The organism is Agarivorans sp. QJM3NY_25, assembly GCF_050870875.2.
GTDB lineage: Bacteria > Pseudomonadota > Gammaproteobacteria > Enterobacterales > Celerinatantimonadaceae > Agarivorans.
This window is the reverse complement of sequence record NZ_CP194041.2, coordinates 4,431,722-4,444,710: the sequence shown is the minus strand read 5'-3', so window position 1 is coordinate 4,444,710 and position 12,989 is coordinate 4,431,722. Positions and strand designations below refer to the sequence as shown.

The following is a 12,989-nucleotide window of genomic DNA, read 5'->3' as shown; positions in this document are numbered from 1 at the left end:
GCCAGCGTGGTTGGGGCTGGGCATTCACTAGAGCGCTATAAGCGTGGGCACAATCAACAACGAATTAAAGGCATGGCAGCTGCCAAGCGCTGGCTGTCTCGATAATTTGTTAGTAATTCGTTAGCGCTTTTTCCAGTTTACGTTTAGAGAGCAGTTTAGCTATTTTTTCGGGTTCTTCAGGGTAACCATATCTAGCCAGTTTACCTACCTCTGGGTCGTTACATAGCTCAAAGTCTTTTACCCATGCATCAATACTTACGGAACTGATTAATAAGGTAAATGGTGGACAAGCTTGATAACCTTCTTCTTCAGCTCGAGATTCTAGACGGGATTTTTCTAGTGACTGGCCAGGGAAAATAAATAGGAAACCAATAATCACGACTATAGTAAGAACTTTTACTGATTGGTGCTTAGCATTTAGACTTTCGTTTGAACGTTTTAGGCAAATATATTGCCAAAGCATAAACAGTGCTCCTGATAAAGTAACGATAGAGCTACCAATAAAACCGCTGTATTTAGCATCGAGATAAATTACTTGGTAATTATGTATGACTTGATGATTAAAAAAATTGAGCATGTTGGTGCTGAAAAGCATAACGATAGATATGAGACAAATTGCGAAACAAAATAATGAACTAGTTAATGCTGTTCGAGGGGAGTGCTTTACCATTGTTTATCCTAAAATAATTTATAAGCAGAATAATTCATTTCATTTATAGTTTTCATAGTATTTATTTTTTGTTCCAAATGTTGTATATCTTTTTCGGCTGACGCTTCGACAGCTTGATTGAGGCTGGCCGTTATTTTTTCTTTAATTTGAAGTCTATTCTCAGTTGCGTTTAAAGTACTTTGCACAATGAATACGACCGCTAGACCAATTGCAATTGGAATAATGACTACTTGGGTTGATATGAATGCCGCTCCGATTAAAACACCTGCACAAGCAGCTATCGATGCTTTTAGTACGTCAGAAGAGACATCCACGATCCAGTTCGTCATTACATAATCTTTTTGGAGAACGAGCTCCAAAGTGTGATGTGATACCGAAAATAAGATGGTTAATAGTACTCCCCCACGAGCTGATGCTTTTAGTCCTTGCAGACCGATACCCAAGGTTAGTATTTTTGTATTAGTAGATAAGTAGCGGGTGCCCTTAATCACCGTTCTTAGTTTGTGATTGCCTTTAAAGCTGATGTAGCTCTTAGCGCCATTTTTAGTGATTTCGTATTTACCTAATATGCTACCACCTCGACGCAGATCTAAGGCCAAAATACCCATAGTCTTCATATCAATAATTTGTCCACCAAACTGGTTCACTAAGTTTGTTGAGGACACGAATAAATTTTGTGCTAGTTCAGGTAAACCTAAAGCTTCCAATTGTTGACTTATTGCACTTTGAGAAAATCCTCGGCTCTTTTGTTTAGCGACCCATAGTGAGAAAAGCTCTGGTCCATGAAGTATGTACAAATCAATTTCACTCATTTCTGAGGTTTTCAATTTTGTTAGACATTTATCTCTAGTTTGCTTTTTGCGTAGTGATAAGCACTGAAATTTATTTTTAACCATGGAACTTACCCTTTCTTAATATTGATAAAATTATAGTTAGTGGTTGTAGCAAAGTAAATAACAGAGAGAATAAAAGACATCCATCCCAATTGATCCAACTGGTATTTAGTCATTGGTTACCTAAACTATCAATAGTGGTTCTTGGAGTTATTGCAATGCCTCGGTCAAGACTGTCGCTTTGGGAAGGCTGCTTTAAATCTCAAGCGCTTTTAGATGAAGCCGCCCTTGCCGCATGTATGGTCTATGTGGATTTAAACCCGGTTCGCTCAAATATGGCGAGCACGCCTGAAACCTCGGACCACACCAGTATCAAACAGCGCATTCAGCAAGCCAAACAAGGTCAGCAACCCAAGCCGCTAATGCCTTTTGTCGGCAATCCCATAGAAATTATGCCCAAAGGTTTACCCTTTGAGCTACAAGATTATCTGCAATTGGTAGAGCTCACCGGCCGCGTCATCAGAGAAGATAAACGCGGTTATATCGATAATGCACACGCGCCTATTCTGCAACGACTACAAATCGATGAGGAAAGCTGGTTAGCTTTGAGCAATGGTTTAGAGCATCACTTTGCCAGCGTGGTTGGGGCTGGGCATTCACTAGAGCGCTATAAGCATGGGCTAAAGGCATGGCAGCTGCCAAGCGCTGGCTGGATGTAGGTTAATAAACTACGGCTTCATGTATTCTCGACTGAGTAGGTATTTAGCGTATCTCGAATCACTAAGTCTTTCGCCCTCATGAATCGCTTCGCATTGACTAAAGCCCCAATATTTAGCGTTTTTAAGAACAAGTTGGCTCTTCAACGTTGATTTGAGCTGATGACATCGACGGATGCTCATTGGATAGTTAGCATGGCTGTCTAAATACTCTTCAAAGCACTCATTTCATGCTTTATGCAAGAAATGCATAGCAGTTTTAAAGTGGCTGTCCCGATAATTTTTCCCTTCAATCCGAGTTAGTTGAGCCAAAAATTATAATTGATTAGCAATATGCTCATTACCAAATCTATATTGACAAAATCACATAGCGGTCCCAATATGATTGCGATACGCAACTATATTGAGGTGTTAGTAATGAACGTCAACCAACTAAGACACTATTCTCGTCACGCCGTACGCTTATTAGGCATGCTAGATAAACAGTGTGGCGATGTCCCTCTTACTCCAGTTCAAGCCCATGCGCTGGGAGAAATAGGGTTAACTCAAATCACCATAAGTCAACTTGCTGAAAATCTGAATGTCAATAAGTCAAACGCTAGTCGTACAGTATCAGCACTTATTAAGCTTAATTTAGTAAAATGTTTAGATAATCCTAGAGATAAACGTAGTCATCTAATTGATATAACAGAGCAAGGTAGCCAAGCGCTCTTACAATTAGATCGACAGCAAAATGCATTTTTCGAGCAATTGTTATTTTCTTTAGATAAACAAGAACAACAGCAAGTGAAATTAGGTTTTGAAATTTACCTCAAAGGACTGACGAGAATATGCGGGTTAAATAATTTTGTCATACGCCCCCTCTGTAAAGCAGATAATTCAGAAGTCGCAGAGTTGATTCGAAATGTGTCCGAGGAATATGGCCTTACCGCCGACAAAGGTTATAGTGTCTCTGACCCAACTCTAGATGATTTATATTCAGTGTACGACCAAGAAGGCGCTTCATACTGGGTAATTGAACATAATAACAAAATCGTTGGTGGTGGCGGATTTTCACCACTGTCCGGCGAAAAATATGTCTGTGAGTTGCAAAAAATGTACTTTTTACCACAAACACGAGGACACGGTTTAGCTAAGAAACTTGTCGCACTGATCCTTAAACAAGCGAGAGAGCAAGGTTATCAAGAGTGTTATTTGGAGACGACCGAATGCTTAAAAGAGGCTATTAAATTGTATGAAAAACTAGGTTTTGAATACTTAGATGGTCCACGAGGGACTACTGGACATGATGCATGTGAAGTAATCATGCAAAAAATAATATAAGTGTTATTGAACTGCTTCTATTCCCAAAAGAGCCAATGCATAAATTTTCGTCTTAACTACATGAAGCTAATTTATCATGTCAAAATCGCCATGCTCAGAAATATCCTAACTCTATCAAAATGCTACCTGTTTAAACGGCGGCATTGGTAAGGCCTAACAATCCTAGACATTTACTAGATTCTCGAAAGATTGTTGCTTCCATCCATAAATTGAAATTGTTCAGAAGCGTGTTATAGCGAAACACGCTTTTGCCCAATACGTGTTTCAACACCTAAACAAGCCAAACTAAATTTCGTATTTTCAGCAAATTTTTCTCATCACTAGCGATAAGCTTAATGAGTATTCCAATAATCTATATTGACTCCCTTGTTACTAGCCTGATAGCATCACATTCTTATTGAGTCTATAGTCAATTTTTATCAGGTAAGCAAGCAAGGAACCGCATGTTTAAGGCAGTAAAATCGATGGCGTATTTGGGGGGCTATCATGCACCCAAACGCTAATCCTTTCGAGGGATCTAAGTTTAACCGAACGCTGTTAGTTGATGCTTTTGGTCAGTCTTATATGTTTCTACCAAGGCTTGCAGCCCACACGGAAAACCAAGGGGAGCTGGTTAATCACTGCATCGATATTTATTGGGCGCAGTCCTTACTACAAAAGCATAGCCCTATGTGGGGTTATCAGTTCAACTTAAACAAACTTTACGTTCAAGTGTCTGGCGATTACATGGCTAGCCACAAAAGTGAGCAGCAAAAAATTGACTGGCTAAGTAATGGTATTGTGAGCGGAGAGGTTAAGGTGCTCAAAGGGGCAAACTTTGCGCCGCCACCGCCCTCTAGTATGGAAGGTAGTATTCCGGTTGCCACCTTGTCCGAAAAAGTCGTTACTCGAAAAACGCCTACTCTAGAACCGTTAGGTCAAGGTGGCAGAAACGAGCAGCAAATTGCTGAGCCAGCCGGTACAAAGGAAATTAAACAGGCGAAATCGGATCAGCCCAGAGGTACACAAGCTAAGTCCCCCGATGATGGAAAGGTCAGGTCTTTTTCCGAAGCAGAAAAACGCTTGGAGAAGGCTCGGGGAGATATTAAAAAACGTATGGATGCTGGTGAGCCCGCTTACAAGCCTAAGTATAGTGATGATGAGCTAGTAAAAATGGCGAATTCAGGAGCAACGGCTAATGATCGGTTCTTAGTTAGTATTCAGCCAAAGAATAGAGCGTCTGACGCTCCGTTATCATATCAGCGTGAAAGCGGATTAGTACCCACTTGGACGACCTCTTTTGATCAACTCGAAGCTGCCGATTCAGACCCTGAATTAATCTATAAAGTACTTGGTAACGGCTCATGGTATGACCCGAATAAAGATTATGTAATGCATATTATTGATCGAGGTGAACATTTAGACCTCTTTGGTCAAAATACAGTGGTACCAACATGGGACAATATGGACGGCGTTGTTACCAACCATGTGGAAGGTCATGATAAAGATGTACTTTTAAGTACAATGAATTCGGATTATCAAGCTGAGTATGCAGATAAAATGAAAGGATTCTGGGAAGTCGGTGGCAAGGAGTTTAACCCTAAGCAAATTAATGAATACGCTTCAAGTATGCCACCTGATGAGGCTGATAAATTTTTAGCTCGGCATGAAGTAAGAACGGAAATAGGGGTAAACGCAGAGTTTACAGGAAATGGATTAACTGCAAATACAGCGAATGGAGGAGGAAGCTTTGGTGTTGTAGAAACTTTAAGTATAGAGAAAGACTTACCTTCTTTGACTGAACTACAGTCTTCTAAATCAGGTAGTTCCCCCATAGTAAAATCTGTCAATCTAAGCCCAATCGAGTAAGTTTATGATGAAAAAAATACCGATATTAGACCCTTTATACCTCCCTAAAAATTCTAGGGTTTTATTCGAAATAGATTACCCTATGTTTGAAAATGAAACACACAAACTTATACAGTATGAAGACTACATAGTCTTCTGGTCGAAATATAAAAGCCTTTTCACCAAAGAGAATAAAATATCTCAAATAGAGTTTCCTTTTGAATCAATAGCTTGGTTCACTAAGACTATAGAGAACAATTACTGGGGAAATGAAGGAGATAAAAGTTCTAATTCAGAGAACAGAATGTTTAGCGGTGAGAGTATAGGTATTAGCTCAATGATGCACTGCTGTTCAGAAAACTTACCAGGCTATAACTTTTGGAATAAATCAAGGGTTGATCACGTATCAAATCGATCACCACAAAGTTGGTTAATACCTCGATATATGCTTAAAGAAGGGCTTTTAGAGAAATTAAAGCGTATTTCCTGAATACAGTTAATTCTATTAGGATTATTACTTGGTAGTGTTTAGAAATCTGTGTCATTTCAGTAGTATATAAAACAGGAATGACATATGACCAAAGACTTCGATCTAGAGCAAGCCTTTAAAGCTCTTCAGTCAGGGCAAGACCTGACAGGCAAAGATAGCTTTTTAACTCCTCTCATCAAACAGATCACTGAAGCGGCTTTAAAAGCTGAGCTTCAGCAGCATCTTGAACAGCTTTAAAGTGGCTGTGTCGATAATTTTACTGTTTTGAACGCATTCATAACAAATTACAGCATGCTGAGGAGGCGTCTAAAGAGAGCCGGAAACCGTTGCTTAAGTTGATTGGTGCTGAGCATAAAAAGCAACCACAAGGCATCAACTTCTCACTAGTAGATTACCTTGAACTTGTTGATTGGACAGGGCGAATAATGCGCCCAGATAAGCGCGGAGCGATATCTGTGCAAGTGCCAGCTTTGCTTCATTCACTTGGATTAGATAACGAAACATGGCTCCGTTTAGCTAATGATTTTGTTAAAACCTATCACGGTGCGGTTGGCTCCCTCGAAGAGCTGGCGTTATTTGCAGAGCATACCGGAAAACCTTGGATTTCAGGGAAAAATCACTTACGACGAATGTACCACTAAAACTAACAGTTCAAATGATTTTAGCTACTATATTAGTGACTTGCTAATATTTTTCATACCCAAAAGTCACTGCTGGTAGTGAAATATTTTCCTCTAAGTAAACCCTTCGCAGATTTAGTGATTGAATCGTTTTTTTTCCATTTTTTACTGTGTCATTTCGTTTTTTTGATGCAAAGTGGTTTATTAAAGTTTGGATGTCCGCATTCGCGCATTTGACGATGGCTATAATTCAATTTTGCTCTTTCAAATTAAAGCGAGAGCAAGAAAGGTCAATATCGTAATGTATTGTTTTAGAATATCTTGCGCCCTGCTTGCGTAACAAAGGCGCATCAAGTAAAGCTTATGACAACAATTGATAGGGCTGTGTTTCAAACTGCAGTAAATCTTGTTGTTTTATTGCTGTACGAATACAGCTTGCTTCTTCTCCATTAACCAATACCTCGCTAATAATATTGCGGCTGTTATAGCTGTTGCTCATTACCGCGCAATAGGCGCCAGCATATAAAAAACAAACCAATTCACCGGGTGTTAATAATGCGGGTAATTTAGCCTTTTTCTCAAAAGTATCAGTACTTTCACAGACAGGCCCGACGACATCATACTGTTGCTCTCCCTGTTTTTGTGCAACGGTAATAATCGGATGAATCGCTTGGTATAAAGCGGGACGCATCAAATCATTCATTGCAGCTTCAAGGATCACAAAAGGACGCGGCTCTGCGTGTTTGATATACGTGATCGGCGTGATGAGCAGACCCGCATCGGCAATAATTGAGCGTCCAGGTTCAATATAGATTTTCCCTTTCCAGTCTTTTAATTTCTGCATTATGACATCTGAAAACTGGGTAAAAGTTAATGATTTTTCCTGTCCGTAACTAATGCCAAACCCTCCCCCTAAATCAATATTATTTAATATAAATCCTTCTGTTTTAAACATCTCAATGTGCAACAGTAATTTATCGATTGCAGCAAGGTATGGTGTTGTTTGCTGAATTTGTGAACCAATATGCATGGCTAGCCCTTGGATCTTCACTTGGGTGTTTTTTGCACTGTGTAACATCTTTAAAACCTGATCTAAGCGCACTCCAAATTTATTACCTTTAGCGCCAGTGGTGATGTTTTTATGCGTGGATATCGACACTTCTGGATTGACTCGAATCATGGCATTAACCGTGTGATTGGCGTCAGCAGCTAGCTGAATTAATAACTCAAGTTCCTCTGCCGACTCGATATTAAACTGCCCCACACCCTGCTGCATTGCTTGTTGTATTTCCGATGATGTTTTACCAACACCTGAAAATATAATTTGTTGTGATGAAAATCCGGCTAATAACGCCCGTTGCATCTCCCCTATAGAAACAATATCTGCCGATAAATTTTGTGCGGCAACGATCTTTAAAATAGATAAGTTGCTGTTTGCTTTAAGGGCGTAATGAATATGAAAACGTGGGTCAGAAAACGCTGTTTGGCATTGTTTAATATTATCTACAATGGCGCGTTGTGAATAACAATAAAAGGGCGTACCTATTTTCTCGGCAAGTTTTTGTATTGAAACGTTTTCAAAAAAAAGTGTTTGCTGTTGATAGCTTAACTGCTGGGTTAAATTAACCATATTTCTCTCCTGTAAATAGTCGCTATTAGGCTAACGTGGCAAAAGAGAAAAAGTAGCTACTAAATTATCTAAAAGAGGTGATAGATTGTCGTTTTTAGCGTGATTTTATCAAATTTAATCTCGCTATAACGCCTTTTGTTTTACAGTATCAATGAGGGTGGTGTAATGAAATAATAGGTGAAAAGATGGACAAATTTGATCAGAAAATTGTGAATTTATTAGCAGAGAATTCACGTCGCTCGATTGCTAGTATCGGAGAGAAAATTGGTTTGTCACGTACGGCGGTTAATGATCGCGTACAACGATTGCATCAAAGTGGAGAGATTGAGGCTTTTACCCTCAAGCTAAAATCGCCAGACAATAAAAACCTGATATCAGTCTACTTTCAGCTCACCTTTCGTCCTTTTATTCTCAATGCAATTATGACCCAGCTCAATAATATTCCAGAGATAAAACAAGCCCATAGTTTAACCGGGGATACGGATTTAATACTTTATATCCAAGCTGGCTCGATGGGCAGAGTGAATGATATTCGAGAACAACTCTGTCAACTCGATAGTCTTGACAAGTTACAAACGTTCACCGCATTACAAAAAATTATTTAATTTCAAGAGCTGCTAACGAGAACCTCTTTTTAATCTTGATTTCATTTAATAATTAATATCGTTAATTAGTCGATTTTATTGAAATAAAAGTGTGGGTGTCCCACTTTGGGTCATTGGCAACGGGGTAAAAGCTTTCGCCTACGGCGACGTCATTAAGCTTCAACGAGCAAAGCTTAGCTAAGCAAAAAGAAAGCTCGCCCTGCATCTTCTTAAACCCTGCGTTGCTCATTCTCAAGGGTGTTGAAGTAAACACTACGCTCAAACAGACTTCAACTTTGCTCCCTTGTTCATTTGCGCTACTTGGCGAAGATGATGGGATTTAAAAGCGTAATCTTGGCTATCGAGAGTGTGAAAGATTTTGTTTTTAGAATGGGTGTCTAGTTTATTTCTTGGGTTGTTCCTATAAGTGTCGTTTTGGCTTGATTTATGTAATACATCTTGCAGTTATCAAAGTTATGTTATTGATATTACTTGACTTTAATTATTCATTCACTTGTTTAACATCGATGCTTTTCCATAGCTTCCTGACAGACTTTTTCTATTTGTTCTCTAAACCATATGTGAGAGGTATCTTCTTGGAGTCGAGGGTGCCACATCATCGAAATGGCAATTTCATCAGTGTGAACTGGAATGGCAACTATTCTTTACTTAAGATTCTATCTAACTATGTTAGGTAGTTTGTACAAAGCATATATAGAGTTAGCTATGGCTGTATTAGACTTAAAATGTTTTGACCTCCAGAGTAAGTTCGCTGAAGATGGTTTTATTCATAACCTGTATCAAATTGAATATTTTCAACATTTTTGATGGCCTGCTGGCTCTAATTTACTTCTCGCCATTTTCTTTTTGTATTGTGTATGGAGTAAGGTTTTGGCGAAGCTATGAGGAATAATTGTGAACGATAAGATTTTTTCGCAGCAAGGTATCCATGTATTTTTTCTAAAGGCGTCTATAGCGATTATAGTGTTCTTGATGACAGCTATAATCGTTCAGCAGTTACAAGGTATGGCTGCTCAGGAAAGTAAGCTATATCTAGATAAAGCAATTGCCCAAGCTGAAGTTAGTTTTTATGAAGAACAAAAGTTAGTTAATCCTGAAGATAAACTGAAACAAAAAATCGCATCTGCAAAGTTGGAAGCTCTATCAAAATCAATTGAAACACATGACTCTTTACTCGAGTTCAACGAAAATTTGGCAGTGCTTTGCTTTATGCTTTCCATAATGAGTTTAAGCATTGGCCTTTTCTTTTGGATAAATTACTTACCATATGCTCAAGTGGCAGCTATATCAGTATCGAGTAATGCAACTGAAAAACCTTGGGAAGAGCCATATTTTATTACACCAAGGGAGTACCAGCAGTATTCGGTGCGTGTAAAGCATTTAGATTTACCCAATTAAACGGAACGTTGTATCTTCAAGTCCTAACGAGTTTCTGCCCCAAAGTTGTTTAGATTAGAAACTCATTCACATTGTGCTTATCTGTTTTTGCTATATTTCAGCTAATGCGATAGGCAAAATCCAGGATCCACCCCTACATTTCCGAAGCGTAAAACAACTGTTGGAAAGGATAGCTGACAAAACTAGCGTGTTAGAGAAAAATAGTACGCAGTAATTGATGTTTGCTTAATTTTTATTAAATTCAATGGCTTGAGTTGAAGTTTTTGAGATGCATGGCAAACCATGTGTATATCTGCATACAATAATCGTTGACTAAATAGTAGGTGTTAACCATAATTACGCTGCTCACCTACTATTGAGTAGAAAGAGGTGACCGTATCGCCCGGTCTACAATAGGCGACCAATCCCCTCCAATTCCTTTTAGAACCAGGAATAATCGCGTAGCCCATTCTCGTTATTGATATAGTTGTTGTATCGCACTTGATAGTCGTTTTTCTTGCGTTGATGATCAACGTAGAAACTTGTTACTAGAAAAGAACTGGCTCTTCCTAGCTTTTGGAGGATAACGACAAAATCGTCATCCTTAGCCCAAAGATACAAACGAATATTTTTCTTTGAGTTGGTCTCTTTGTGATAAAACAGCTTAATCGAAGCATCTTGATGATTTGTGATTATCTGTCGAACCCACTCCAGACGAGACGCTCTTCGAAAGTCGGGATAGCGTTCTAATATCCTAACATGTCGTCTACCGTTTACCCACTCGACTTCTTTTTCTTTTCTAGTGGTTAGGTGCCAAAATGTGTCTTCTTTACCATCCGTTTTTCGATGACATTGAGGGTTGATGTAGATCTCGCCCGCTAGGTATGTATCGGTTGATATAAAGTCTCTGTGAAAGAATTCATACAGGTGATTGATGATTTGAGTCGCGTCAACAATAGACAAGTCAATCGGTTCGCTTAGCATTTTGCCCCCTTTCTAGGGTTAAACCTGAATATGTTGAATTGGTCTTCCCAAGGAGGAGTGCCGCAATCTAAAGAAGAACATAATTTCTCTTCTAAGTAAGAGACAAATCGCTTTTTTATTCCGCTAGTCTTGGGGATGTCATTTCTATTTTTGTATGCAATTGCACCAATCAAAAGGTCACAAAGTTGAATTAATTGTACTTCGTACGATTGAACGATTGTTGCTTTAGCTGATAGTTGCCAGTGAGTACCGTTTTGCAAAACCTCACACATTTTCAGTGTTTTTTCAGCACCAAGCGTATCCATGTAATCTAGATATATACGATATTCATTGTCGACTTTTAAGAAGTCTCTCAAAGTGTAATAGAACATTTTGTAGTAGAAATCGCTATGAGAGCCTGCGTTATACTGGTTGTGATCAAGAGAGTTTTTATTTAGGACAACGGTAGATTTGAAGTTAACCTCCTGATCATCCAAGATTAAATCAATCAAGTCCTTATAGAGAGGCCACTGATGTTTGTTCAGTTTGCTCCATTTCAGCTCCGGTTTGTAGTTGTGTTTGTGCCTCAGGCTTTTGATACTTCGAGTTAAATTCTCTGCTTTTTCCGCACTGCAATGAAAAGCTCCCAGCACCATTACGTCACTGCCATCGTGAAGTAGGTGACAGCTTTCATCACAAAATATCTTGTAGACTGCCATTTCTAGGTTTGTACCGAAACATTATGATTGATGAAGAATAATCTCATAAAAAACGCAACATAATCAATTGCAGAGTTCTTTCATTTCTGTATGAGTGGAGGGGCAGTTTTTGCTCTTTACTATTGATGCTTCCCCCCTACTTTTTCTAAGTCAATTCATCAGAGAGAGGCTACTCCCTAGCTCAAATTGTCCAAAAATGAGTTAGCTCTACTCCTCGTATCCTTCTCTATCCCAATTTCTACTTATTTGTGATGGATGTCACGAAATGTGGGGTGTAGTTTCAAAGTAGCGGAAAGAATTCCAATGAAACTGAAACCTACACTTAAGCTGTTGATTCGAGATAAAACCTTGCTTCATTAATCATGCTGTATATACTAACAGTGTGCTGTATAAACTTACAGGTAGATTATGAAACCCTTAACGCCCCGTCAAACCGAAGTGTTTGAATTGATCCGTCGTAACATTCAAGACACAGGCATGCCGCCAACTCGCGCTGAAATCGCCAAAGAGCTGGGCTTTCGCTCGGCCAATGCTGCCGAAGAACATTTACGCGCCTTAGCTAAAAAAGGGGTGATTGAGATGATCCCCGGCGCTTCGCGCGGGATCCGTATTAGCGAAGACCATTTACCTGCTAATGCCGCGAATGACGAGCCAGAAGAAATCGGCTTGCCGCTGATTGGACAAGTGGCCGCAGGTGCCCCTATTTTGGCACAACAACATGTTGAGTCGCACTATGCGGTCGATGCTAATTTGTTTCATCCGCATGCCGATTATCTGTTGCGGGTGCAGGGCATGAGCATGAAAGACATCGGAATTATGGATGGCGATTTATTAGCGGTGCATAAAACCAACGATGTGCATAATGGTCAGGTGGTGGTGGCGCGCTTAGACGATGAAGTCACTGTGAAGCGCTTTCAACGTGACGGGAAAATGGTCTACCTTCATCCCGAGAACGAAGCACTTTCAACTATCGAAGTTGATTTAGAGTATCAAAGTGTTGATATTGAAGGTTTAGCGGTGGGGATCATCCGTACCGCAGACTGGATGTAGTTACTCCCTAAAACTAAGTTCCCTTCTTTTTAAAGCCCAAATTATAGCAATTTGGGCTTTTGTCGTTTACTTCACAGCTTTTATTTTAAATGTCTATATTTATAACATTCTATTTACAATTATTTAACTAAGCGTCTATTTTATAAGCAGTAAGGTATTTTAATTG

13 protein-coding genes and 1 pseudogene are annotated in these 12,989 nt (G+C 39.3%); 9 read left to right on the top strand and 5 right to left on the bottom strand.

The window, feature by feature from the left end:
• Positions 1–109 precede the first annotated feature (109 nt).
• Complete coding sequence (locus ACRRSW_RS20380) at positions 110–670, bottom strand: hypothetical protein (protein ID WP_432460289.1); 561 nt, start codon at positions 668–670, stop codon at positions 110–112.
• 8 nt (positions 671–678) lie between these two features.
• Positions 679–1,566 (bottom strand): hypothetical protein, encoded by an 888-nt coding sequence (locus ACRRSW_RS20375; protein WP_432460288.1) that lies wholly within the window; start codon positions 1,564–1,566, stop codon positions 679–681.
• A 179-nt stretch (positions 1,567–1,745) separates the two neighbouring features.
• Between ACRRSW_RS20375 and ACRRSW_RS20370 the strand changes: the two are divergent.
• The 6 genes and pseudogenes from ACRRSW_RS20370 to ACRRSW_RS20345 all read left to right on the top strand — a co-directional run.
• A pseudogene (locus tag ACRRSW_RS20370) lies at positions 1,746–2,222 on the top strand (transposase); the annotation flags it as partial.
• A 414-nt stretch (positions 2,223–2,636) separates the two neighbouring features.
• Positions 2,637–3,542 carry a bifunctional helix-turn-helix transcriptional regulator/GNAT family N-acetyltransferase gene (locus ACRRSW_RS20365; protein ID WP_432455737.1) on the top strand — a complete coding sequence of 302 codons (906 nt, stop codon included), beginning with the start codon at positions 2,637–2,639 and terminating at the stop codon, positions 3,540–3,542.
• 486 nt (positions 3,543–4,028) lie between these two features.
• Entirely contained in the window at positions 4,029–5,390 is a 1,362-nt protein-coding gene (locus tag ACRRSW_RS20360; RefSeq protein WP_432460287.1) for a hypothetical protein, read from the top strand.
• Positions 5,391–5,394: 4 nt separating this feature from the next.
• Positions 5,395–5,859: a hypothetical protein gene (locus tag ACRRSW_RS20355; RefSeq protein ID WP_432455739.1), complete on the top strand. Its 465-nt coding sequence runs from the start codon at positions 5,395–5,397 to the stop codon at positions 5,857–5,859.
• Positions 5,860–5,943: 84 nt separating this feature from the next.
• The gene (locus ACRRSW_RS20350; protein WP_432461134.1) at positions 5,944–6,096 is read left to right on the top strand and encodes a hypothetical protein; all 153 of its coding nucleotides are present in this window, start codon (positions 5,944–5,946) and stop codon (positions 6,094–6,096) included.
• 89 nt (positions 6,097–6,185) lie between these two features.
• Positions 6,186–6,500 (top strand): transposase, encoded by a 315-nt coding sequence (locus tag ACRRSW_RS20345; protein ID WP_432460286.1) that lies wholly within the window; start codon positions 6,186–6,188, stop codon positions 6,498–6,500.
• A 340-nt stretch (positions 6,501–6,840) separates the two neighbouring features.
• Here the strand turns inward: ACRRSW_RS20345 and lysA are convergent, their stop codons facing one another.
• Positions 6,841–8,109 (bottom strand): diaminopimelate decarboxylase, encoded by a 1,269-nt coding sequence (gene lysA / locus ACRRSW_RS20340; protein ID WP_432460285.1) that lies wholly within the window; start codon positions 8,107–8,109, stop codon positions 6,841–6,843.
• A 185-nt stretch (positions 8,110–8,294) separates the two neighbouring features.
• Here lysA and ACRRSW_RS20335 point away from each other — a divergent pair, with 185 nt between their 5' ends.
• Positions 8,295–8,714, top strand: a complete 420-nt coding sequence (locus ACRRSW_RS20335) for an Lrp/AsnC family transcriptional regulator (RefSeq protein ID WP_432460284.1) — start codon at positions 8,295–8,297, stop codon at positions 8,712–8,714.
• 894 nt (positions 8,715–9,608) lie between these two features.
• The gene (locus ACRRSW_RS20330; RefSeq protein ID WP_432460283.1) at positions 9,609–10,112 is read left to right on the top strand and encodes a hypothetical protein; all 504 of its coding nucleotides are present in this window, start codon (positions 9,609–9,611) and stop codon (positions 10,110–10,112) included.
• A 420-nt stretch (positions 10,113–10,532) separates the two neighbouring features.
• Here ACRRSW_RS20330 and ACRRSW_RS20325 read toward each other — a convergent pair whose 3' ends face one another.
• Both ACRRSW_RS20325 and ACRRSW_RS20320 read right to left on the bottom strand, forming a co-directional pair.
• Entirely contained in the window at positions 10,533–11,075 is a 543-nt protein-coding gene (locus ACRRSW_RS20325) for a hypothetical protein (RefSeq protein ID WP_432460282.1), read from the bottom strand.
• Complete coding sequence (locus tag ACRRSW_RS20320; RefSeq protein ID WP_432460280.1) at positions 11,069–11,773, bottom strand: DUF3800 domain-containing protein; 705 nt, start codon at positions 11,771–11,773, stop codon at positions 11,069–11,071. Before ACRRSW_RS20320 ends, ACRRSW_RS20325 begins: the two co-directional genes overlap by 7 nt.
• 408 nt (positions 11,774–12,181) lie before the next feature.
• Here ACRRSW_RS20320 and lexA point away from each other — a divergent pair, with 408 nt between their 5' ends.
• Complete coding sequence (gene lexA, locus ACRRSW_RS20315; protein ID WP_432455754.1) at positions 12,182–12,823, top strand: transcriptional repressor LexA; 642 nt, start codon at positions 12,182–12,184, stop codon at positions 12,821–12,823.
• Positions 12,824–12,989: the final 166 nt, after the last annotated feature.